This window comes from Chitinophaga sp. RCC_12, from assembly GCF_041360695.1.
GTDB lineage: Bacteria > Bacteroidota > Bacteroidia > Chitinophagales > Chitinophagaceae > Chitinophaga.
Genome location: NZ_JBFUPS010000001.1, coordinates 741,320 through 764,239 on the forward strand (window position 1 = coordinate 741,320; position 22,920 = coordinate 764,239).

At 45.1% G+C, this 22,920-nt stretch carries 19 protein-coding genes and 2 tRNA genes; 10 read left to right on the forward strand and 11 right to left on the reverse strand.

Annotation, left to right across the window (positions count from 1 at the left end):
• The first annotated feature begins 203 nt into the window (after positions 1-203).
• On the forward strand, positions 204-1,151 hold the full coding sequence (locus AB6805_RS03065; protein WP_079473296.1) for an arginase: 948 nt from the start codon (positions 204-206) through the stop codon (positions 1,149-1,151).
• A 6-nt stretch (positions 1,152-1,157) separates the two neighbouring features.
• Here the strand turns inward: AB6805_RS03065 and AB6805_RS03070 are convergent, their stop codons facing one another.
• Positions 1,158-2,240 (reverse strand): DUF3810 domain-containing protein, encoded by a 1,083-nt coding sequence (locus AB6805_RS03070; protein ID WP_370907991.1) that lies wholly within the window; start codon positions 2,238-2,240, stop codon positions 1,158-1,160.
• A 15-nt stretch (positions 2,241-2,255) separates the two neighbouring features.
• On the opposite strand from AB6805_RS03070, the gene AB6805_RS03075 reads away from it, so the two are divergent.
• Complete coding sequence (locus AB6805_RS03075) at positions 2,256-3,134, forward strand: fructosamine kinase family protein (RefSeq protein ID WP_370907992.1); 879 nt, start codon at positions 2,256-2,258, stop codon at positions 3,132-3,134.
• On the opposite strand, the gene AB6805_RS03080 is transcribed toward AB6805_RS03075, so the two are convergent.
• Positions 3,135-5,549 carry a PAS domain S-box protein gene (locus AB6805_RS03080; protein WP_370907993.1) on the reverse strand — a complete coding sequence of 805 codons (2,415 nt, stop codon included), beginning with the start codon at positions 5,547-5,549 and terminating at the stop codon, positions 3,135-3,137.
• 245 nt (positions 5,550-5,794) lie between these two features.
• Between AB6805_RS03080 and AB6805_RS03085 the strand changes: the two genes are divergently transcribed.
• From AB6805_RS03085 to plsX, 3 genes are read left to right on the forward strand one after another with little or no spacing between them, the layout of a single operon-like run.
• The gene (locus AB6805_RS03085; protein ID WP_370907994.1) at positions 5,795-6,337 is read left to right on the forward strand and encodes a DUF177 domain-containing protein; all 543 of its coding nucleotides are present in this window, start codon (positions 5,795-5,797) and stop codon (positions 6,335-6,337) included.
• Positions 6,338-6,349: 12 nt separating this feature from the next.
• Positions 6,350-6,544, forward strand: coding sequence for a 50S ribosomal protein L32 (rpmF, locus tag AB6805_RS03090; protein ID WP_079473289.1), 195 nt, complete (start codon positions 6,350-6,352; stop codon positions 6,542-6,544).
• A gap of 52 nt (positions 6,545-6,596) precedes the next feature.
• On the forward strand, positions 6,597-7,559 hold the full coding sequence (gene plsX, locus AB6805_RS03095) for a phosphate acyltransferase PlsX (RefSeq protein ID WP_370907995.1): 963 nt from the start codon (positions 6,597-6,599) through the stop codon (positions 7,557-7,559).
• A gap of 372 nt (positions 7,560-7,931) precedes the next feature.
• On the opposite strand, the gene AB6805_RS03100 is transcribed toward plsX, so the two are convergent.
• Positions 7,932-11,747 (reverse strand): ATP-binding protein, encoded by a 3,816-nt coding sequence (locus AB6805_RS03100; RefSeq protein WP_370907996.1) that lies wholly within the window; start codon positions 11,745-11,747, stop codon positions 7,932-7,934.
• A gap of 22 nt (positions 11,748-11,769) precedes the next feature.
• Complete coding sequence (gene mazG, locus AB6805_RS03105; RefSeq protein ID WP_370907997.1) at positions 11,770-12,540, reverse strand: nucleoside triphosphate pyrophosphohydrolase; 771 nt, start codon at positions 12,538-12,540, stop codon at positions 11,770-11,772.
• A gap of 252 nt (positions 12,541-12,792) precedes the next feature.
• Between mazG and AB6805_RS03110 the strand changes: the two genes are divergently transcribed.
• Positions 12,793-15,078: a Tex family protein gene (locus AB6805_RS03110; RefSeq protein WP_370907998.1), complete on the forward strand. Its 2,286-nt coding sequence runs from the start codon at positions 12,793-12,795 to the stop codon at positions 15,076-15,078.
• 41 nt (positions 15,079-15,119) lie between these two features.
• Here AB6805_RS03110 and AB6805_RS03115 read toward each other — a convergent pair whose 3' ends face one another.
• From AB6805_RS03115 to AB6805_RS03125, 3 genes are all read right to left on the reverse strand, one after another.
• Positions 15,120-15,644: a hypothetical protein gene (locus AB6805_RS03115; RefSeq protein ID WP_370907999.1), complete on the reverse strand. Its 525-nt coding sequence runs from the start codon at positions 15,642-15,644 to the stop codon at positions 15,120-15,122.
• A gap of 141 nt (positions 15,645-15,785) precedes the next feature.
• The gene (locus tag AB6805_RS03120; protein ID WP_370908000.1) at positions 15,786-16,565 is read right to left on the reverse strand and encodes an enoyl-CoA hydratase-related protein; all 780 of its coding nucleotides are present in this window, start codon (positions 16,563-16,565) and stop codon (positions 15,786-15,788) included.
• A gap of 9 nt (positions 16,566-16,574) precedes the next feature.
• Positions 16,575-17,555 (reverse strand): DUF3667 domain-containing protein, encoded by a 981-nt coding sequence (locus tag AB6805_RS03125; protein ID WP_370908001.1) that lies wholly within the window; start codon positions 17,553-17,555, stop codon positions 16,575-16,577.
• Between the two features lie 143 nt (positions 17,556-17,698).
• Here AB6805_RS03125 and AB6805_RS03130 point away from each other — a divergent pair, with 143 nt between their 5' ends.
• The 4 genes from AB6805_RS03130 to AB6805_RS03145 all read left to right on the forward strand — a co-directional run bounded on the left by AB6805_RS03130 (position 17,699) and on the right by AB6805_RS03145 (position 19,770).
• On the forward strand, positions 17,699-18,532 hold the full coding sequence (locus tag AB6805_RS03130; RefSeq protein WP_370908002.1) for an RHS repeat domain-containing protein: 834 nt from the start codon (positions 17,699-17,701) through the stop codon (positions 18,530-18,532).
• 116 nt (positions 18,533-18,648) lie between these two features.
• Positions 18,649-18,721, forward strand: a tRNA-Gly gene (locus AB6805_RS03135).
• 17 nt (positions 18,722-18,738) lie between these two features.
• Positions 18,739-18,824: transfer RNA gene (locus AB6805_RS03140), tRNA-Leu, on the forward strand.
• 121 nt (positions 18,825-18,945) lie between these two features.
• Complete coding sequence (locus AB6805_RS03145) at positions 18,946-19,770, forward strand: Fic family protein (protein WP_370908003.1); 825 nt, start codon at positions 18,946-18,948, stop codon at positions 19,768-19,770.
• A 753-nt stretch (positions 19,771-20,523) separates the two neighbouring features.
• Here the strand turns inward: AB6805_RS03145 and AB6805_RS03150 are convergent.
• From AB6805_RS03150 to AB6805_RS03165, 4 genes are all read right to left on the reverse strand, one after another.
• Positions 20,524-20,910, reverse strand: coding sequence for a hypothetical protein (locus AB6805_RS03150; protein ID WP_370908004.1), 387 nt, complete (start codon positions 20,908-20,910; stop codon positions 20,524-20,526).
• Positions 20,870-21,325, reverse strand: coding sequence for a hypothetical protein (locus tag AB6805_RS03155; protein WP_370908005.1), 456 nt, complete (start codon positions 21,323-21,325; stop codon positions 20,870-20,872). The genes AB6805_RS03150 and AB6805_RS03155 overlap by 41 nt, the downstream gene beginning before the upstream one ends.
• Positions 21,326-21,482: 157 nt before the next feature.
• Entirely contained in the window at positions 21,483-22,316 is an 834-nt protein-coding gene (locus AB6805_RS03160) for a hypothetical protein (protein WP_370908006.1), read from the reverse strand.
• Positions 22,317-22,326: 10 nt separating this feature from the next.
• The gene (locus tag AB6805_RS03165; RefSeq protein WP_370908007.1) at positions 22,327-22,845 is read right to left on the reverse strand and encodes a hypothetical protein; all 519 of its coding nucleotides are present in this window, start codon (positions 22,843-22,845) and stop codon (positions 22,327-22,329) included.
• Between the last annotated feature and the right edge of the window lie 75 nt (positions 22,846-22,920).

A 22,920-nucleotide genomic window follows, 5' to 3' on the forward strand; every position in this document is an offset into this window, starting at 1 on the left:
TTTATAAATCATCAGCTAAAAAAATAGCCCGATTAAAATTCAACGTTGTCAACCAGAACAGGCGAAATATTGAACAAATCGCTACAATAACGCTACTGTATTGGATTTGATTCAGATATTATATACAAGTTTTTCACCATTACACGTTCTGCTGCTTTGGGCGTTCACATAAAATCCTGTAGCTTGCCTGTAATGCTATTTTTATGAAGAATATTAAAATAATAGAAGTAAAATCGGAAATAGGAGCAGGTACGCGTGGCGCCAGTTTGGGTGTAGATGCTATTAAGATTGCCGCGCTGGACTTTATGAGCAACTTTTTTGTACACTTCCCCACCGAGGCCATTGAAACGGAAAATAAGCTATTGTTTGAACCTATTGAGTCGCCCTATGCCAAAAGGATCAAAGGTACTTTTAACATGTACGAGCGCATCAGCAAAAGCGTATGTGAAACGGTGAAAGCCAACTGGTTCCCGGTATTGCTTTCCGGCGATCACAGTACTGCCGGCGCAACGATTGCAGGCCTGAAGATGGCGCATCCCAAAGCCAAGCTGGGCGTGATCTGGATAGATGCGCATGCGGATCTGCATACGCCTTATACCACCCCTTCCGGTAATATGCATGGTATGCCGCTGGCTACGGCTATTGCGGAAGATAACATGGACTGCAAGGTGCATGACCTGGATGAGAATACTGCCAAAATGTGGAATGCTTTGAAAAACATTGGCAAAATAGCGCCGAAGGTGCTTCCGGAGGATATTGTATTTATTTCCCTGCGGGATTATGAGAAAGAAGAAGATTACCTGATCAAGCAATATGGTATGAAGGTGATCACTACCAGTGAAGTACGCCGGAAGGGACCGGAAAATATTTCCCGTTCCGTGTTCCGTTACCTGAGTGATTGTGAGTACATCTATGTTTCTTTTGATGTGGATAGTCTTGATGCTTCTATTTCCAAGGGTACTGGCACGCCGGTAAGTAATGGACTGAGGGAGCGGGAAGCGGAGGATCTGATTGCCAAGTTCATGCAGCACCGTAAGATCTGTTGTTTTGAAATCACTGAAGTAAACCCTACACTTGACCGTGAAAACCTGATGGCGGAAATTGCCTTTAATATTTTGCAGCGCAGTGTAAATGTGCTGATGATGAACTGATATTTGTTATAATTTAAAGTAGGCAATCAGCCAGCCGGTAACTTCGCTGTAGCTGCGGATCCCTTTCTCTTGTTTATTGGCTTTGAGGTAGCGGTCGTACAGCAGGGAGGAATACGCATCTACTTTCCCAGTATAGGGTTCATAAAAATCAATGATAGCTTTATAGTCGGCTTTCACGCCGGGGAGCGCTCTTTTCCAGATGTTGCGGGCGAGGGTGGTATCGCGGAGTGCGAGCTGGCGGACGCTATAAAGGAACATATCAAAATTGGCGGCATAACGAAAATGGCTATCCGGAATGCTCGTTGCTGCCAGGTAACCTACAAAGTTCGCTTCTTCTTCCGGTGCATACCCTATCTGGTGTGCAATTTCATGACAGGAAACAAATGGCAGCAATACATCCGGAACGGTGGTATTTACCTGTGCTTCGTTGGTAAAAGGGTTAAGGTAGCCGGTAACGCCGGGGTAGTTCAGCCAGTGGCCGAACATAGCAGGTTTTATGCTGGGTGCTTTATAACGCAGGGCTGGCCAGGTTTTGGCGGCTGCGTCGTAAGCAGCGACGGCTCTTTCAAAAACAGGTTTGCCGGTGGTATCTGTTTTCATAATGCCGGTGGTATCGCCGGTGTTGGCTTTTTCCAGGTTTACCAGTTGCAGTAATGTATCCGATAACTGATAAAGCTGTTGCGTATTATAAGTGCCGGTAACAAGGTGTGTATCGCGGGTGAGTGAGTTGCGTTCGTAGTTAAAGCCCCATAGCACGAGGAAGGCGAGATACACACTCAGCAGGAATTGAACACCGCGGAGCAGTTGAAAACCCAGGGCTTCCCAGCGTGCGCGGATGAGTTTATAACATAGTTTTAACAAATAGAGTATTCCTCCGATAATCCAGGCAGTATATATTACATCGCCAATACTGAATGGAACTATACCTGTTACTTGTCTGAACGCCACACTACTCCAACCGTACCACCTATGGAAGTAGAAATCGCCGAAGCGGTTACTCCAGGCGAATAATCCTTTTAACAATAGTATAGCCGTAAGTGTTAGTACAATACGGACGATTTTCTTTTTAATCCGGACTTTTGTCTCCATATAATGTGGCGGAACATGATAGATGAAATTCTACAAAAACAGTTAAGCGCAGCACTTTCCGAACATTTGAAAGTAAAAATACATATTAATGATGCAAAAAGCGTGCATGGTGGCGATATTAACGAATCTTTTCGTATAGGCACCAACGAGGGGTATTTTTTTATCAAGATGAACGATGCGGGAAAGTACCCGGATATGTTTAAGCAGGAGTATGCGGGATTACTGGAGTTGCAGGCTGCCAAAGCGCTGCATACGCCCAGACCGCTGGGTTACGGGAGTGTGAACGGAAGGGCTTACCTGTTGCAGGAGTTTTTGACGAAGGGGCAGGCTGTAGCTGATTTCTGGGACGACTTTGCCGTTTCGCTGGCGAAGCAGCATCGTGTAACGCGGCCTCATTACGGGTATGCGGGTACCAACTATATAGGAAGTTTGAAACAGTATAATACGCCGTACAGTAGCTGGCCGGTGTTTTATGCGTTTAACCGCTTATTGCCACTGATCCGAATGGCTTATGACCAGCAGCTGGTAGACCGGCAGCTGGTGCAGCAGGTAGAGCGGTTGTGCCGGCGGTTGCCGCAGATATTCCCGGCAGAGGCGCCGGCGTTGCTGCATGGTGATTTGTGGTCCGGTAATTTTATGGTGGGGAGTAACGGGCGGGCCAGTGTTTTTGATCCGGCGGTGTATTATGGTCACAGGGAAATAGACCTGGCGATGGCGCGGCTTTTCGGTGGTTTTGACACGCGGTTTTATTATGCGTACCAGGCCGCTTTTCCATTGCAGCCGGGGTGGCAGCAGCGGATAGGCATTTGCCAGTTATACCCGTTGATGGTACATTTCATCTTATTTGGCGGCAGTTATTACAACAGCATGAAAGAGGTGCTGCAATCATATTGATTATTCGCCGGGGGAATCGATAAAATCGCGCATTTTGCCATATTCTTCTTCCACGAGCGGATAGTAGCGGTTTACATCTTCCCGAATTTCATCAAAAAGCCGGCAGATTTCTGTGCTGTGCAGTTCCTGGTTGACGCGCAGATAATTTTCCAGTTCCTGCATTTTGGCGCTGATCCAGGTGAGGCCTACCATAGCAAAATTCGGTTTTAGTTTATGTACCTGGAATTTCATGGCTTCCCATTCGTGGTTATCCACCATTACCTGTAGTTTGGTGATTTCATCCCGGATGGTTCTGATAAAAATTTCAAAGAGGTCTGCGGCATAGGAAATATTGCTCTCATAGAGATCTGTGAGATACTTGACATCCAAATCGTTGTTAAACTCAAATCCGCTTAAGTTCTGCACTTCTTCCATTATTAGTTCTGTTTCGTCTTCGTTGAGATATTTATTAAAAATCTGTAATAGCTGATCCGGTGTATAGGGTTTGGTGAGTATATCTGTTATTCCGGCGGCCCTTGCCATGGTGGCGGTGCTTTCCATTGCCACGGCGGTGGTGGCGATTACCGGCGTGGCCACATTCGGTTGTTCCTCATCTCCCCTTATTTTTTGTGCCAGTTCCATGCCATTCATGCCGGGGATACGGATATCCATGAGGATAAGGTCGTATTGCCTTGATTCGAGGAACCAGGTGGCATCCGGGCCATTTGTGGCGAGCTGGTAGTTGATCTTATATTTTTCCAGCAGGCTCATGATATAGCGCAGGTTCATCTGGTTATCTTCCACTACCAGTACCCTGGCATCTTCAAATGAGCGTTGCAATAATTTCCTGCTCAGTTTACCGGCATTTGCCGTGAGTGGCCGGCGGCTATCCAGGAAGGGGATATTGAAGCTAAAGCAGGTGTTAAAGCCGGGGAGTTCTTCCACGGTGATGGTACCGCCCTGAATTTCAACCAGTTGTTTAACGATGGCGAGTCCCAGGCCTGTGCCGCCGTATTTCTCGCGGATATCGCCTTCTGCCTGTTTGTAGCTCCGGAAGATGAGTTCCAGTTTATCCTTTTTGATGCCGATGCCGGTATCAGATACCCGGAAGCGTATCCAGAGTTTATTTTCCTGCCAGCTTTCCTGGGTAGCGGTAATGGCGATGATACCTTCGTTGGTGAACTTCTCTGCATTACCTAACAAATTGATTAGTATTTGGTTCAGTAGTACATCGTCGCCAATGAGCCAGGTATCGAGTGCGGCGTCCAGTTCGGCGGTTATTTTAACGGGGCGGCGTCCCAGTTTGAGTTCAAAAGTGTTGCGTAATGACTGGATCAGTTCACGGAGGTTGAATTCGCGTTGGTTAACCTGTATTTCGCGGGCTTCTATGCGTGAAATATCGAGAATATCGCTGACAATGCCCAGCAGTATGCCGGAGGAATTTTTGAGGATATTGACGTATTCCTGTTGTTGCGGGTCCAGGTGGGTTTCTTCCAGCAGGTGTGCCATGCCGATGATGGCATTGAGCGGTGTGCGGATTTCGTGGCTCATGCTGGCGAGAAAATCTTTCTGGGCGCGCTGGGCTTCTTCTGCCTGGCGGCGGGCTGTTTCCAGTTCCTGCTGCAGTTTTTTCTGATCGGTGATATCCATGTGGATACCTGCCCCGCCGGTGATGTTGCCGTGGCGGTCGTAAATATTGGTGGAACTGGCGAGGATCCAGCGGTTGGAGCCATCTTTCAGCTTTATTTCCATGTCGTATACGAGGGGGACGTTTTCATCGAGGCGTTTTTTGCGGAGGGCACGGGCAAAGGCGCGGTTGTTTTCCGGTACAAAAACGTCGGTGATGTTCCTGCCGATGAGTTCCTGTTCGTTATAGCCGGAGAGGCGGCAAAAGCTTTCATATACGCGGGTAATATTGCCTTTTACGTCGGTTTCGCACATGGCGGCGTTGAGATTATTGAGGATGACCCTGAATTTCTCCTCATTGCGTTTTATTTCTTCCTGGACATTGTGGCGGCGGGTGATATCGACGGCCTGCCAGATGCTGCCGCTGAAGATTTCGCCGTTAAATACGGGGAGGTAGTTAATTTCCCAGATGTGGCCGTTGCGGAAGGGCACTTCCCAGCCGAACCAGGGCTTTTTTTCCCGGCGGAGGGATTTCATTTTGGCTTCAAGCGGCACATAATCGGCTACCATTGGTTTGAGGTAGCGGATCAGTTCAGGGTATGAGCAGTTCAGGGGAATATTTCCATCCATATACCGGCTGAATATGTCATTTACCCATATGCAGCGGTGCTTTTCGTTGGTCACGAGCAGGCCGGCGCTGGTGCTGTTGAGCCAGGCGGTTATGGGCAGGGAAAAGAGGTCCGGTGCGCCATTTAATGGCATGCCGGTACTACCAGTTATTTTCTTACTGTATTTTCCTGTGGCCTTCATCGTTTTGATGGAATGGGGATACGGGTTTTCAATAAATTCGTTGAATTGTGAAAATCAGGTATAAGATAAAAGCTAATTACGTACCTTTGCGCCTCACGCCTGGATGCCACAACATCAATATGGCTGATATTTTATGATATAAATATATATATAAATAAGATATCGTTGGTGAACAAATTTATGAAATTTTTGCAATTGCAAATATTTAATTACCTTTGCATCCCTCTAAAAGTGAGGATATTGATATGAAACCACTCCGCGAATTTGATATAGCCTTTGTTGGATTAAACCCAGGGGAACATTCATTTCACTATGCTATCGGGGAGCGTTTCTTTGATAATTTCGAGGAGCCGAGGGATTTCAGTGATTGTGAGGTGAGTGTAAATCTCACTTTAGATAAGAAGAGTAACTTCTTCTTACTGAAATTTGCGATAGGTGGTAAGGTAACAGTTACCTGCGACCGGTGTGGAGAGCCCTTTGAGATGCAGCTATGGGATGATTTTAACCAGATAGTAAAGCTGGTGGAGAATCCGGAAGAGCTGGCAAGTGGAGAAGAAGATCCGGATGTATCGTATATACTGAAGACAGAGAGCCATTTGAACGTGGCAGAATTTATATACGAGTTCATCCATCTGAGCATTCCAATGCAACGTATACATCCCGACAATGCGGACGGCAAAAGCGGGTGTAATCCGAAAGTGATTGAAATGCTGGAGCAAATGAACCAGCAGGCAAAAGAAAACGATAACCCAATCTGGAAAGGATTGGATAAATTTAAGGACAATTAAAAATTAAATAAAATGCCAAATCCTAAACGCAGACATTCTCAGCAAAGATCAGCAAAGAGAAGAACGCATTATAAGGCGGTAGCGGATACATTAAGCACAGACAGCGCAACCGGTGAAGTGCACCTGAGACACCGTGCTCATTGGGTGGAAAACAAACTGTACTACAGAGGAAAAGTAGTGTTGGAAAAACAGAGCGCAGCTAAATAATAAATTATTTTACTATTTTTACCCGAGCTAACAAGAACAAACCTTGAGTTACATGAGAATCGGGCTTGATATGATGGGTGGCGATTTCGCTCCCACGGAAGCAGTAAAAGGAGTAAAATTATATTTAGACACTGTTGCATCTGAGGTGCATCTGGTTTTAATTGGAGACGAACAACAGTTAGCTCCTTTAATTGCAGCCGCACAGCTGGACCAATCAAAATATTCAGTTGTTCATTCATCCCAGGTAATCGGGATGGATGAACACCCTACCAAGGCGCTGAAAGAGAAGCCACAATCCTCCATCTCTATCGGTTTTCATTTATTGAAGAATGAAAAAATAGATGCTTTCATCAGCGCAGGTAATACCGGCGCCATGATGGTGGGCACCTATTATTCCATTAAAGCCATAGAGGGAGTGCAACGTCCTACTATATCTACTCTGGTACCCCGTGAAAACGGCACGTACGGCCTCTTGCTTGACGTAGGTATCAACGCCGACTGCAAACCTGAAAACCTGGCACAATTTGCCCTTCTCGGATCCCTATATTCCAAACATATTCTTCAGGTACCCAATCCTAAAGTTGGTTTACTGAATATCGGCGAAGAAGAAGGCAAAGGCAACCTGCTTGCGCAGGCAACTTACCCGCTGTTAAAAGAAAGCAAACAAATTAATTTCGTCGGCAACATTGAAGGAAGGGATATCCTCTCCGAAAAAGCAGATGTAATTGTATGCGAAGGCTTTACCGGAAACATCGTACTTAAGATGGCCGAATCATTCCATGAAATTGCGCTGAGACGTAATATCCAGGATGACTACATGAAGAAATTTGACTCTGAATCATATGGCGGTACTCCCGTTTTAGGCGTTTCCAAACCAGTAATTATTGGTCATGGTATTTCCCAGGAAACAGCCTTTAAAAACATGATACAACTGTCGCAGCAAATGATCGAAAGTAAACTGCTGGAAAAAATTAAAGAAAGCTTTGTAGCAAAAGACGACGCACAACAGCAGTAAACAGCAAGAAATTATTTTGAAGACGCTCTGGTATTCCAGGGCGTCTTTTTTTTGCGGATGCGGATCGTCGATCGCCTTCGGCGATCATAAATTGTCTTGGAGCAGGATTACGCTGATTATACTGATGGCGCTGATTTGATTATGTTTGATTTTACTTTGAGTTTTGTAGATAGAAGCGGGTTTTGTCTTTCCCACTGATTACGCTGATTTTACTGATTTTACTTTTTGGATTTTATAACTGATTAAAATATTCAAGGAGATATGAGCGAATATATCCGCTTACATCTCCCCAAATCATTTAAAATCAAAAATGGTCAATCCAAAAAATCAATAAAATCAGCGTAATCAGCGGGAAAGACAAAATTCGCTGCATTAGCGCAGCGGCAGCTTTACGTAGAACGTAGTGCCTTCGTTCAGCTTTGTTTCGAACCAGATCTCTCCTCTCGCCTGTTCGGCGATATTTTTACACATGGCCAGTCCCAGGCCGGTGCCGGACGACTTGGTGGTGAAGTTGGGAACGAAAATGCGGGATTGGATTTCTGTGGAAATGCCTTCGCCGTTGTCGGATACGCTCACGATCACGTGACTGTCGGACGTCATTTGCAGCCGTACCACGATCTGTCCTTTACGGTCGTCGGGGATGGCCTGGATGGCGTTCAGCAACAGGTTGGTGAACAGCCTGTTCATCTGGGTTTTATCTGCAAATACATAAAAATCGTGTGCGGGTTGAATGTAGGTAACTTCACAATCTTCATGCCCCTGGTACAAGGAGGTGAGGGAATACAATACTTCATTGAGCAGGAATTCTTCATTGTTGGGCTCCCCTATGCGGGCAAAGGCCGAGAAGTCGGACGCAATATTAGACAGGTGTTCAATCTGTTCCACCAGTGTGCCGGCTACTTTGCGCGACAGCTCCTTTACATTGGGAGAATCGCCGGCGATAGCGCGTTGCAGGTATTGAATGCTCAGCTTCATGGGCGTGAGCGGGTTCTTGATTTCATGGGCTACCTGCCGCGCCATTTCACGCCAGGCCCCTTCCCTTTCGCTTTTAGCCAGGCGTACCGCACTCACTTCCAGCTTGCGCACCATTTTATTGTATTCTTTTACTAACGCGCCGATCTCATCATCCTTATCCCATTCTATTTCATCGTTGCGCTGCCCCAGATTTACGTGCCGGAGCTTTTCTGTTACCAGCGAGAACGAGCGGGTGATGGAATTGGTGATCAGCAACGCCACCATTCCCGCAATGAGGAAAATGAAGGCGTTGAAATTGATGAGGGCCACGAGGAAGTTGGAGATCTGCTGGTTCAGTTCCGTTTGTGTGGCAAAATAAGGAACGTTCAGGTAAGCGATCACTTCATGTGTATCATGATTGCGCAACGGCATGTAACCCGACAGGAACGGCATCACCCCAATGTATTCTGTATGGATAAACTGGATCTGTTCCAACCGGTATAAGCTGTAGAAGGCCTGCGGATCTATCTTCGTGGAGATCAAACCTTTATCGGTCATCATCGGCTGCGTGGTTTGCTGCAGGTTGCCGTCGCGGTCGTAGATATTAATATCCAGGGCTCTTTCATTGGCGATATCCGAGAGGGAGGCCGACAGCTTTTTCATCAGTTCTGAATCATACATATCCCCTACCTGGTCCAGGTCGCGTTGGTTTTCCAATACCTTTTCCACATCTTTCGCTACCTCCCTCATGGTTTTGCTGAGCCTTTCCCGGTTCTGCATTTCCGAGCGGTAAATAAAGAATTTGATGGTGGTGATACCTAATATCAGGAAAGAGAAAATAACAACAAAGATGATGGTGCCATGTACTTTTTTGCGGATGCTGATGTTGATCAGTGCCCGGAGGTTGCTGATCCGCATTCTTGCTTTGATGAGCAGGTCGAATGCTTTATATACGGCGATGATGAGCAGGAACAGGCAGAACATGTAGGCGAACAGGGTGATGAATTCCACGAACATCCTGTTTTCCTTTACCACTATCACTACTTTTTCGGGGGTGGCGCGGTAGATCAGTTCTGAATAACCTTTGATGGATTTTACGGTAACATCTGCGGCTGGCAGTTCATGCGCATATAAACGGACCGGGAACGGGAAGTCATTGTTATTGCTTACGAGAATGCCTTTATCATACACGGCGAATGAATAAGCGCCTGCGTATTCGCGGCCCGGATCGCTCATATCCCCTTCCACCAGCAGTTCCGGATAAAGCCGTTCGCTGCTCACCGGTTTTGGCGCCAGTGTGTATACCAGCCAGCCGGTAACTTCCCCGTTGGCGTTGTGAAACTCTTTTTTTGCGATATAGCTGTAGTCGTTGAAGCTGCGTTCATAATAATACAGGTCGTTGCCGGGCACCAGTGCAGGAGAGGCTTCCGATTCGGTAAATATCTGCCGGTTAAAAGTTAACAAGCTAACGGTATCCGAAGAAAACAGGGAGGCGCCGTTTTCGTCATATGCATAAATGTTCACCCGGAAGCGGCTCAGGTAGCCCTGGAAGTATTTGGGCAGGAGGAGGGTGTCGAACGCCGACTTACGGTGGATCCTGCTGCTGCGGTCCTGGAAAAAAAACTGGATGGCCTCATCATGTTCTATCTTTTTACCGATATCATTCAGCAGCATTTCCAGGTAAGGGTCCTTTTGTTTGGACAGGTCTTCTGCGAGCTTCTGACGGGCATACAGCTCCTTATGATTGTTATAATGCACCAGTGCACCGGAGGTGGTGATGGTGAGCAGGAAGAGCCAGAAGAGAAAGGGTACGGTGGCCATACTGCTTTCAAAGCGATCGGCGAGGAAGTCGAGCAGCACGATGTAAATCAGCAGCCAGATCACCATTGTAACCGAAAACGGCAGTTCGGGGTTGTGGATACGGAACAGCAGCCAGATGATCCCTACTGCCGCCAGCCAAATGTATTTGGTGCGGTACTGGAAATTGGTGAGTTCATTCAGCAGGTAGTTGATGATCTGGGAGAAGAACAAAAAGCTGAAAGATATAAAGCCCAGTACCATGAAGCCGATGATGCTGTAGATGATACTGTATTCTGTAAGACTGAAGGGGTTGGTAACATCGAATGAGATCTTGGAATCTATTACAAGGCTCTGGATGAGGTCTGCCAGGAATTGCTCCACGATATAGAGGATCAGGCTGGCGATGATGATCACCACGCTTTGCGCCCATCTTTTTTTGAGCACCGGCGGGTTGATGGTTTTTACGTGTTCCCGGAAGAAGAGGACCATCCAGAAGGTGAGTAATACGTTGATCAGCAGATCACCGAGTGAGTAAAAGATTTCATCTTTTGCATAGATCCTGGGATCAAAGATATTGAGTTCCTTCAGGTTAAACGGAAACGGGTATACGTAGCTGAGCACCCGCATTCCGAACACGATAAGGAACAGGAACAGGAAGCCATACAGCGGGTTGGTGCTTTTTGCCAACAGGGTAGCAAAGAGGTTGAGGAATATCAGTACGCAGATACAGCCCAGTACCCGCAGCAATATGCTCAGGTTGTTGGAGGGATGTACGTGCATACCGGTGTTGTAATCGAGGAAGAACAGCGTTTGTCCCTGCCCGTTATTTACCGGCAGGATAATATGTTCCGGTACCACCAGGGCGGGTTGTTCCCGCAGGATGCTGTACTCCTCTCCCAGTTCTTCCTTGTCATAAAAGTGATTGACGAGGTAGTTGTTCTTAATGGCATATTCCATGCGGACGGGAATGGCTGCCACCAGGTATTGTGCATGGCCCGGGGCTGATTTCACCCTCCGGGTGATGACTTCGTAATAGCCATTTTTCAGCTTCATGAACCGCTGGCCGTTTTCCAGTGACGCTTGCAATTCATCCGGCTGTACCTGGCTGGTATTCCAGAACGTAAGCCAGATGCCGGTGTTATTGGAATCGTAGGCAAAGAGGTAGTACTCCATGCCGGTGAGTTTATCCAGTGTTTTCTGGTCGTAGCTGCGCCGGAGGAGGGAGCCGGTGAGGCCGGTATCTTTAACGAGTTTTTCGAATGTTTTTTCGCGTTGGTGGATACTCTTTTCCATGCTGCGCTTCACGCCTTGCGGGGACGAGTAGTACGACCAGTAGTTACTGAACAGGAAGGCGAAGGTAAACAACCAGGCTGCAATGATCAGGAGATAGCCATGTCGCAGGAAAAAAAGCCGTATTTCTTTAGTATCGATCAATGCGGGTGTATTAAGGAACGATTTATAATTGCTCTGTGGCTTTCACCTTATTCCAGAGTGTATCCATTTCCGTTAAGGTCATATCGTTGAGGGTACGGCCTTGTTCCAGTGCCAGTACTTCCATTGCCTGGAACCGGCGCTGGAACTTTTTATTGGTACGCTCGAGGGCATTTTCCGCGTCGATATTGAGGAACCTGGAATAGTTCACCAAAGAGAACATCACGTCGCCGAATTCATCTTCCATATCATTTATATTCCCGCTGCCCACTGCTGCTTCCAGTTCATTTACTTCTTCTTTTACCTTATCCCATACCTGTGCGGTATTATCCCATTCGAAGCCGGTTTGTTTGGCTTTTTCCTGGAGGCGCATGGCTTTAACAAGGGCGGGGAGCGACAGCGGAACGCCACTGAGCACGGATTTTTTTCCTTCTTTCAGTTTAAGTTTTTCCCAGTTTTGCTTTACCTGGTCTTCCGTATCGGCTTTTACATCGCCATAAATGTGCGGATGGCGGTGGATGAGTTTATCGCATACGCCGTTTATCACGTCGTTTATATCAAATTTTTGCTGTTCCGAGCCTATTTTGGCGTAGAACACGATATGGAGGAGGATATCCCCGAGTTCTTCTTTGATGGACTTCCAGTCTTCATCGGTGATGGCATCGGCCAGCTCATAGGTTTCCTCGATGGTGAGCTGACGAAGCGTTTGAATGGTTTGCTTGCGGTCCCAGGGGCACTTTTCCCTTAAATCGTCCATGATCTGCAGGAGGCGATCAAATGTAGCTGTCTTTTCCATATTTTGTAAAAATAGGGATCATTTGGGGATTTTGATATTCATAGATGATTCCGGGCAGGAACGGGTCGGGAGAACCAAATGCAGACGTGTAAAAATGGGGAATACTTTTTCTTGGTAAAAAGGCCATTTTAGTTACATTTGCGAGCTATTAAATGGTAGCGATTTCATGGTTTGGAGATGCTAATTTTTGTAACTATTGTGATTACAAAACCTGGCATCTGGCAATCAAAAAATCCCAAAATGTATTGATTTATGAATCCGAAACACATTGCGCTTATTTCATCGGAGTTGGGTATTTCCGGTAAACAGGCAGAAAACACCATGGCCCTGTTATCTGAAGGCTCAACGGTTCCATTCATCAGTCGTTACCGTAAAGAGGTAACGGGAAGTCTGGATGAGGTGCAGATAGGCCGTATTGAAGACCTGCAGAAGCGTTACAAGGAGGTGGATGACCGTCGTGATTTTATTATCAAAACGATCACTGAGCAGGAAAAAATGACGCCTGAATTATTATCCAAAATAGAAAACACCTGGGTGCTGGCAGAGCTGGAAGACATTTACCTGCCTTACAAGCCTAAGCGTAAAACCCGTGCCACAGTGGCCATTGAAAAAGGCCTGGAACCGTTGGCTACCCTGCTGTTTGAGCAACAGGACGGTGATATTTCGGCGGCGGAAACATTTATCAATGAGCAGGTAGCTACGTCTGAAGAGGCGTTGAAAGGTGCGCGTGATATTATTGCGGAGTGGATCAATGAAAATGCGGAGTGCCGTGATAAGCTACGTAAATTATTTGCCAATACCGGCAAGCTTACGTCTAAAGTAGTAGAAGGAAAAGAAGCCGAAGGCGATAAATATAAAGACTATTTCGAGTTTTCAGAAGATCTGCGGGAGATGCCTTCCCACCGGGTGCTGGCGATATTACGTGCGGAGCACGAGGGTATCCTGTTCAGCTCTATTGCGCCGGTAGAGGAAGATGCCAATGCGCTGATCAGCAAACAATTTGTGACCGGTAAAGGCAAGGCCGCAGAGCAGGTAACCAAAGCGGCGGCAGATGCTTACAAGCGTTTGCTGCGTCCTTCCCTGGAGAATGAGTTCCGGACGGCTGCAAAAGAAAAAGCGGACCAGGAAGCGATTGAAGTATTTGCGGAAAACCTCCGTCAGCTGTTGCTGGCAGCGCCGCTGGGGCCTAAGGGCGTTATTGCCATTGACCCGGGTTACAGAACAGGTTGTAAAATAGTAGCGTTGGATAACCAAGGCAATATGCTGGACAACGATGTTATTTTCCCGCTGGAAAAAAATTACAAGAGAGATGATGCAGAAGCCCTGCTGAAGAAGTGGGCAGCTAAATATGATACAGAAGCTATTGCCGTGGGCAATGGTACGGCGGGCCGTGAAACAGAGGAGTTTGTAAAGAAGATTGATTTTGGCAAAAAGATCAATGTGTTTATGGTGAATGAAAGTGGCGCATCTGTATATTCTGCTTCAGAAGTGGCCCGTGAGGAGTTCCCGGAACATGATGTAACGGTGCGTGGCGCTATTTCTATTGGCCGCAGGCTGATAGATCCGCTGGCCGAACTGGTGAAGATAGATCCGAAAGCTATTGGTGTGGGACAGTACCAGCATGATGTGAACCAGTCGTCGTTGAAACAGAGCCTGGACCGTGTGGTGGTGAGCTGTGTGAATAATGTGGGTGTGAACCTGAACACGGCATCCAAGCACCTGCTGGCGTATATTTCCGGTTTGGGCCCTTCCCTTGCGGAGAACATTGTAAAGTACCGTAAAGAAAACGGCGCATTCAGCAACCGTATGCAGCTGAAGAAAGTGCACCGTTTGGGAGATAAGGCGTTTGAGCAGTGCGCGGGCTTTTTGCGTATTGAGAATGGCGATAACCCGTTGGATAATTCAGCGGTACATCCGGAGCGTTATGACCTGATCAGGGAAATGGCGGCCAAACAACACAGTACTGTACAGGATCTGATGGGCAAAGAAGAGCTGCGTAAGCAAATTAACCCAAAGGATTATGTGAGTGCCGAAGTAGGTTTACTGACTTTGGAAGATATCCTGAAGGAGCTGGCCAAGCCTAGCCGTGATCCGCGCGACGAGATCTCTATTTTTGAATATGCCGAAGGCATTCATAAGATGGAAGATGTGAAGCCGGGGATGGTATTGCCGGGCGTGGTGACCAACATTACTGCTTTTGGTGCATTTGTGGATATTGGTGTAAAGCAGGATGGGCTGGTGCATATTTCCCATCTCTCCAATAAATTTATCAGCAATCCTAATGAAGCGGTTAAACTGAATCAGAAGGTGCAGGTAACGGTGCTGGAAATTGATGTGGCGCGTAAGCGTATTTCACTATCGATGAAAGACAACGAGAAAGGCGGTGGCGGCGGTTCCCAGCAGCAGGGAGCCAGAAGGGAGCCCCGTGGCGAGCAGCCGCATCAGCAGAAGAAAGTGAATAAGCCGGCGGCTAAAGAGGCGCCGCTGAACGACTTCCAGGCGAAGCTGGCCGCGTTGAAGAATAAGTTTGATAATTAAGATAAAGAAAGAAGGAAGGCCGGTGGTCTTCCTTCTTTCTTTCAGCGTTCATATTTCTGCATCCATTGCAGGAATTTTTCCGGGTAGTCGGTATCTCCTTTTTCGCTGAAGAGCATGAGACTTCTGTTCACGGTGAAGCCGATATAAATGATGTCCCGGTCCATATCTATGGCAATAACAGCTTCATCGTAGCCTGATTTTCCGGGCATATATCCTTCGTTAAAAAGTATTTTATTTTCCACTTCTATGGGTGGCGTTACTTTTAATCTTTCAAAAAAAGATTTGCGGGCTTTACCTATCAGTGCGTTAAGCCTGCTTTTCAGTGGCTCGGCTTCAAAAAGACCGCTTTCCATGGCGTATTTGCCATCGAATTGCAGGAAACTGTTCCAGGAAGCGACCATGTCTGTCTGGATAGTATCGCCACCAGCGATCATGGTATCGGTTGGTGGCAGGTTAGACTGGTCGGCCAGTACAATCGCCCTTACTTTCTGGGCGGGGCTATTACATGCAAACGCGCAGATAGTGAGCGATAAAAGTGATGCAACAGGAATCCTTCTCGCACTCATGGTTAAATTTTTTTTGTGATACTAAAGGGGGCGAACAACAACTACCGGGTACCACTTTTCCCGGCAGTTAACAGCATTATTTATCAGTGGAAGGTTAACAAGTCACATATTAAAAATAATGGTTTTCAATAAAGTTCAGGGCTATTTGCCCTTAAATACAGGAGGTCTTTTTTCAATAAACGCCTGCATGCCTTCCTTCTGATCTTCAGATGCAAAGAGAAGATAAAAATTTTTACGTTCAAAATGTAATCCTTCTTCCAGGCTGGTGTCAAAAGTTTTTAAAACGGCTTCTTTGGCCATTTTAAGGGCTACCGGGCTCATGGCGGCTGTTTCCGCGGCCAGTTTTATGGCTTCCTGCAGGAACAGTTCCACGGGCACGATACGGTTAATAAGTCCGGCCCGGAGTGCTTCTTCCGCCGTAATAAAGCGGCCGGTGAGCACCATTTCCATGGCGAGGGCTTTTCCCACAGCGCGGGTTAGGCGCTGGGTACCGCCGGCGCCAGGCATTACGCCGAGTTTTATTTCCGGTTGTCCGAAGCGGGCTGTTTCGCTGGCTACGATCATATCGCAGAGCATCATGAGTTCGCAGCCGCCACCCAGGGCGAAGCCGCTAACGGCGGCTATAATGGGTTTCTTTATTTTTTTGATAGTGTCCCAGGTGCTGAACTGATCGATATTATACATGTCTATGGCCGATTTCCCGGCCATTTGTTTAATATCGGCGCCTGCGGCGAAAGCTTTTTCGTTACCGCTGAGAACGATTACCCGCACTTCATCGTCCGCATCCAGGGCTTTGAGGGCGTCTCTTAGTTCGCTCATGAGTTGCAGGTTTAATGCATTCAGTTCTTTTGGGCGGTTTAATTGGATGTGGGCAACATAGGGCGCCACTTGCTGGTGTATGATAATAAATTCCGGTTGCATCTTTTAAAGTTAAAGAAATATCATAAACATCAGTAAAATGTAGATGAGGAATACGATGCCTGTTGACATGCCATAAGCTATGCTCAGTACAATACCTTTCAGCAGGGATTTCCTGAAGCTTTGCCGGTAGTTATTCCACAGCGCCAGCACCAGGTAAATAAAGATGATCCACCAGCCTATGGTCATAAAGATATCGTTATGGAAAATAAATTCCAGGAGAAGCCCGGTGAGGCCGATAATAAAGCTAAAGGAATGCAGGTGGATGGCAAAAATGGCGTGGTCGGCATACAGCCATTTTTTCTGTTTGCGGTACATCCATGTCATGAACAGGGCAAAAAGCGGCAGCAGGACAAACATCAACTTGGGCACATTATGGTTGAACATTTCAATAATGGCCTTTTTGGAGTCTTCTCCATATTTCTGGCGCACACCGATAATCCGCCGGTATACCGACTTTTCTGCGCCGTGAAGGCGTGCCGAGTCCGGCAATTGCCGTTGCGCCGCATCAAATTCTTCCACGGTATGATAGCGGTTCATATTCTTCTTTATACTGGTGGGAGAAGAATCAGAGAGGGCCTGGTCCAGGGTTTCAATGCCTGTTTTTACGTTATCGCCGTTGTTTACCTGGGCCAGGGGGCGTTCCGTAACGAATTCGCCGGATTCCTTTTCGTTGCCGTGTTGCAATGTAAACAGGCCAAAAAAGAAAACGAAGGATATAAAGACGTATAATTTTATCGGGTTGACGTAGCGTACTCTTTTGCCAGCCATATATTCCCGGGAAAGGAATCCTGGTCTGAAAAGCAGGTATTTGAGGGTGGTGAGGAACTGGGAATCGTAATGAAAGATATCTGCCACGAAGTGTTTAACGAGGTGGGTGAATGTTTCATGTGGTACGGTATTTTCCTGTCCGCAGTGCGTGCAATACCGTTCAGGGACTTCTGTGCCGCAGTTCAGGCAATTTTTCTCCTTACGTAAAGGTTGTGATTTCAAGAGATTTAGATATTTTTGGTTGTAACAGCAGGCAAGATAAAAAAGAAATGACGAATTATAGCCGGATAAGGTCCGGTTAAAAAATTTTAATATGATTTTTGCGTTTTACCTTTGAACATTCAAAAATCAGCGATTTTACGGGCATGAAGAAAACGATCCTACTGGCACTGAGTATACTGGCATTTGTGGCCAGGGGTTTTAGTCAATATTACTTCCAGGACATTTACAACACGCAGCAAACGGTAGCGACTATGGCGCTGCTAAAGGGAAACAAGGTAAAAACGCAGCAGGTGCTGACGCTGGATGCAGATATGCAGCCGGACCGGGACTTCCGTTGTGAACGCAACCTGAATCCCACGTACCGGCAGATGAGGGCGCAGACTCAGTCCAGCTCCACCGGTTATTCGGCTATGATTTCTACGTTTTCTGCCAAGGGGCAGCTGACCAAAACCCTGGACAGTTCCGGTGCGAGTGTGACTACCACGCAGTACCGTTACGACGAAGGTGGGCGGCTGCAATATATCAGCAGCACTTCTATTGCGCGCGACAGCAAGCTTCGTTTTGATGAAAGCCGGACGTACCGTTATGATACGGCGGGACGGTTACAAGAGCTGATACAGCGTAAGGGTGGGGACTCCACGGTGGTAGCGTTTAAAACCGACAGTGCGGGGAATGTGATTGAAGAGCTGGATACACGTCGTGGCACGAAGATCTACTATAACTACGACAAGGCGGGGCGGCTCACAGATGTGTACCGTTATCAGCCTGCGAAGAAGCGTATGTTACCGGACTATATTTTTGAGTATAATGCGCAGGGAAAGCTGGTGAAGATGACTACCGTTAACGCACAAACGTCGTCGTATACAATCTGGCAGTATGAATATCAGCCGAATGGATTACCTTTGAGTGAAACGTGCTATGGCAAAGGGAAAGAGTTGTTAGGGATGGTGAAATACGGCTATGAGCTGAATCCTTGATGCAGTTTAAAAAAAAGGCATTCGTAAAATATTTTAATTCAACGTTAAAAAAATTTTGCAGCTTCAAAAAGATTCCTATCTTTGCAATCCCAACAAAAAAAGTTCTTATTAATAATGCGAAAGTAGCTCATTTGGTAGAGCACGACCTTGCCAAGGTCGGGGTGGCCGGTTCGAGCCCGGTCTTTCGCTCTGATTATTCCCTACAGACCCTGGTGGTGGAATTGGTAGACACGCGGGACTTAAAATCCCGTTCGCAGCAATGCGAGTGACGGTTCAACTCCGTTCCGGGGTACAATGCATCAAGGCTAAATTCAAGAAAGCCGCTCCTATAAGAGCGGCTTTTTTGTTTGTAGTAGAATCGCTATATTCAAACTATTACAAATCTGATTTTATTTAACCATTCTTTACATCACATGAATACTTACCAGCTTCAAATATTAAAAGGTGATTTATTGGAGAGTTTCAGTAAAGAAATTGATGCAAAGGTATTGTCGGATGCTTTTTCAAGGCTAGAAGATGCAGAATTATCCACATCTGATTTCAGTTTTTATACCTCGGTAGCATCTGTATATTCAAGTAAAATAGAAGGAGAAACCATCGAGCTGGACTCATATATCAAACACAAAAGATTTGGCATTGAATTTTCGCCAGATTATACAAGAAAGATTGATGACCTGTATCTCGCCTACCAGTTTGCCAAAGAAAGTATTCCTGACAAAGAAAATATTCCCAAAGCTCATACTATACTAGCCAAACACATTGTAGCTAAAAGCTGGCTGGGACGCTTCAGAAATCAAAACATGTATGTCACGACTGATGAGGGCAGGATTGAATATGTAGCGGCATCTCCTTTTCTCGTTAATTCCGAAATGGACAAGTTATACGAGGACATTTCTACCCTTTTACAGCACCAACTTGATATATCGGCTGCATTTTATTTCGCGAGCATGATTCACCTTGTATTTGTAAAAATACACCCCTGGAATGACGGTAATGGCAGAAGCGGGAGATTACTTGAAAAATGGTTTCTTGCTCAGCACCTTGGTCCCAAGGCATGGTTTATACAATCAGAAAAGTACTACTACCAGCATCACCAGGAATACTACAGCAACATTAGATTACTGGGACTTGAATATGATGAATTGGATTATGGCGCAGCGTTACCATTTTTGGAAATGTTGAGTAAGGCTGTTTTACACTATTTACCCCCTCTGCAACCGGCTCCGGATTTAAAATAAATTGTTTCTCTTTCTCATTATAATCCACACGGAGGTATCCGCCCACCCTCCCAATCTGATTTGAAACAAGAAAATCATTGCCTTTGCCTGTCGTAATGTTATCATAGATAATGGTCATGACATTGCCTGTGGGCGTCTCAATATTTTCGAAATTAAGTGTTTGAAAGATTTTATTATTCCCCTTATTTACGATTTTCAATGCACGCATGTGTGCCTCGGTAGATTTGCTCTTTTTAACATAAATGCCGATAAAATAGTAATGCTTCAAAGATGGAAACTGAAGGATCTCGATATTATCAAACTCCTCATCTGACAGATCACTCAGTTTGTCCACAAGCTGGAGATCAACCTTCAATTTACTTTTTCCATTGCTCCAGGTGCCCGCTAATTTTTGAGTTGAAAAATTGAGTTGAAAAGTAGCAGAAACCTTGTCATTAGGCCTAATTTCATACATTTGAACCGCTTTAGTGTTTTCGTCAAAAATTCCCTCAAGTCTTATAGGAGTATTAACGTTATTGTATTTATAAACCCCGATAATATTATAGCTTTTTCTTGCAGGCTCACCAAAATACCCATCTTTAACCTGAAACGATAAAGTAACCGGATATCTGTCAATAAACCCTGTATAATTGTAGGTACGATACCAGCCAGCAAAGGTTTTCACCGAGGTTAAGATAAGGATAGCCACAAATACAATAAGCTTTGCTTTCATGTTTAATTTATTTGATTTTCTCTTTTACCATGCAAAGGACACTATTTAATCAGATAGATCTTCTTATCATTATTGGTAAACAGTGCATACTGTAATCTTTCATTTGAATAATACATGTAGCCATTAATCCTTTCTACCGGTTGTTCCCTATTTTTAGAAAGCGCACCAATGTTTTTTCCATCTATCTCAACATTCGAGGTATGCCATTCTTCATTGAGGTACATAAACTCTTTCAGCCTGAGCGTATCTTTTTTAAAAACCACATCCGTATATAGGTTTCCCTGAAAGAGCATTTCCGAATGGCCAGCGGCATTGCCACCTCCGCCCGAAAAACGAACTTTTCCCTGTTTTATTTTTTGAAAGTACCGGTATTTGATGCACGGTGTTTTAATGACCAGTAACCACCTGGGTAGTTTGCAGGGCTTCACCAACTGCTTTTTGAGGTGCAGGAGCGTTATATTTATAATCTATACAGACCGCTTTTGATTTTTCAGCTATTTCAACAAGCTGTTTTCTTTGCTTTTCTGTATCCCATTTAAAATCAGCATTCTGACCGGTAATTTCAACAGGTGATTTACTACTGTTAAAGCTCCATTTATAGTATCGGTTCATCTCTTTATCTATAATGAACCCCTTTAAAAATGCAATATCCTCAGGGCGGGCATTTATTTTTAACGAATCAGTTACATGACCTGCCGGGCTGATCTTAAAAAAGTCTTTCTCTTTTTTGTCTGGAACGGTGGAAATAATAACGTTGCTTTCGGGTGTTAAACAAAACTCAATATTTTCTGTACTTTCAAACAACAAGCTCATTGTCGCCCCTCCACTATTAATTGATTTCAAGCTATCAAAAGGTTAGTATTGCACAAATCTTTTTGGGAGTTCATTCTCCGCTCCGGCGCTGTTATCTGATATCACATAGTACAGCAAAAACAGTATCGCGGCAACAGGAATTATATAAATAATTTTCATGCTGGTCAGAATTGAATTACCATAGCTACTATTCTCTCTTTAGTAAAAACTGATACACCTCATCTTTTGACAGATCCCATTCATAAGGAGCATCAGGGATGTCCGCTAATTGCGTTTTCAATAACAGGTGATCGATTTCAACATTCATCAGTCCCTGCCCATTTCTGATCTTTTCAATCAATCTGATTTCATATGGAATATAATTTAACGAAAGGATCTCAGAGAATTTATCTTTTAAATCCAATGAGCTGTAGATATGAAAATCACAAAGCTCCAAAAGCAATCCGCTTAATGGCTTTTCATCTGTTGTTGACCAATTATCCAAAAACTTTTTATAAATATTCTCTTCCGGCAAAGCTGCATACAGCTGCTGGTTGATTTCTTTTGTTTTGTTTAAATCATACAAGATCGCCATGAATAAATGATGCGTTTCCTTTTGCTCATATTTTTCCTTATCCTCTTCAAAAAGCAATTGGAAATAGTCTCTTGAGCGCTTCGCAAGATCGTTCATATTCCAAAGAACCGCTAAGCCGATAATTGGCCCTACTGACCTTGACGTTACTTCTTTATAAGAAAAAAGTTTTTGTAAAATGTGCTGCTGCCACAACAGATAACGGGTGATAAACATCCATCCTTCTTTTCTATCATTCAAGATCAAATGTTTAGGATATTCGCCGGAATGCACTCCAATTCCTATTGTGAGATTCCGTGCAATTGTTTCCTTAAAACCGTCTTTGATATCGTCCTGGATGCTTTGCTTTATCAGATCATAATATTGATGGATTTCGTCCTGACTTACTCCTTCTTTTTTCGTTTTATCTATCTGCCTTTTAAAACTGCTTATTATTATTCTCTGCTCCATATGCCAGATCTTATATTTTATAATAATCAACCTTTCCAACAGCCACCGTCCAAAAATATCCTGACTTTTCCAGATCCTGATCCATTACCTCTTTTGCTGCTTCATATGAGCCATCTGCTTTCATTTCAGCAATAGCAGCTGCTATATCAGTGGGAACTGTTGCTCTCCAAACTCCAACAGAAATTTCTAAAAAAGAATAACTATATGGTACTTCAAAGTCATCAATTTCTCCGTCATTTTTATTTGTTAGCAAAGTTACAAGCTCATTAGCCGGAAGTTTAAAAGGGTTGATACCATAAATATTGAATTCGGAATTTTCAGAATAGGGTCCCTGACATTCGATAAATTCCAGTAAACCATTCTTATCAAGATCAAATCTAACATCCAAATTATTATAAAAAATCTGATTTTCTTCCTCGTAATCCGGGTTACCAAGTAACCTTATAAGATCATTCTTTGTTTGACCAAAGCTTATCTTACTTTCATTTATTATAACTCCGTCTAATGGTTTCAATGTAATTCTGTTCATAGCTTTTTGCAAAATAGACTCTATTTTAACATTAAAATTTTATTTAAGCATTTAAAGTTTTTACCAAACATCCCC

Bases quoted from the DNA above. Each gene is read 5' to 3' on its own strand.
- AB6805_RS03065 (WP_079473296.1), top strand. From the start codon at position 204: ATGAAGAATATTAAAATAATAGAAGTAAAATCGGAAATAGGAGCAGGT.
- AB6805_RS03070 (WP_370907991.1), bottom strand. From the start codon at position 2,240: ATGGAGACAAAAGTCCGGATTAAAAAGAAAATCGTCCGTATTGTACTA.
- AB6805_RS03075 (WP_370907992.1), top strand. From the start codon at position 2,256: ATGATAGATGAAATTCTACAAAAACAGTTAAGCGCAGCACTTTCCGAA.
- AB6805_RS03080 (WP_370907993.1), bottom strand. From the start codon at position 5,549: ATGAAGGCCACAGGAAAATACAGTAAGAAAATAACTGGTAGTACCGGC.
- AB6805_RS03085 (WP_370907994.1), top strand. From the start codon at position 5,795: ATGAAACCACTCCGCGAATTTGATATAGCCTTTGTTGGATTAAACCCA.
- rpmF (WP_079473289.1), top strand. From the start codon at position 6,350: ATGCCAAATCCTAAACGCAGACATTCTCAGCAAAGATCAGCAAAGAGA.
- plsX (WP_370907995.1), top strand. From the start codon at position 6,597: ATGAGAATCGGGCTTGATATGATGGGTGGCGATTTCGCTCCCACGGAA.
- mazG (WP_370907997.1), bottom strand. From the start codon at position 12,540: ATGGAAAAGACAGCTACATTTGATCGCCTCCTGCAGATCATGGACGAT.
- AB6805_RS03110 (WP_370907998.1), top strand. From the start codon at position 12,793: ATGAATCCGAAACACATTGCGCTTATTTCATCGGAGTTGGGTATTTCC.
- AB6805_RS03115 (WP_370907999.1), bottom strand. From the start codon at position 15,644: ATGAGTGCGAGAAGGATTCCTGTTGCATCACTTTTATCGCTCACTATC.
- AB6805_RS03120 (WP_370908000.1), bottom strand. From the start codon at position 16,565: ATGCAACCGGAATTTATTATCATACACCAGCAAGTGGCGCCCTATGTT.
- AB6805_RS03130 (WP_370908002.1), top strand. From the start codon at position 17,699: ATGAAGAAAACGATCCTACTGGCACTGAGTATACTGGCATTTGTGGCC.
- AB6805_RS03145 (WP_370908003.1), top strand. From the start codon at position 18,946: ATGAATACTTACCAGCTTCAAATATTAAAAGGTGATTTATTGGAGAGT.
- AB6805_RS03160 (WP_370908006.1), bottom strand. From the start codon at position 22,316: ATGGAGCAGAGAATAATAATAAGCAGTTTTAAAAGGCAGATAGATAAA.
- AB6805_RS03165 (WP_370908007.1), bottom strand. From the start codon at position 22,845: ATGAACAGAATTACATTGAAACCATTAGACGGAGTTATAATAAATGAA.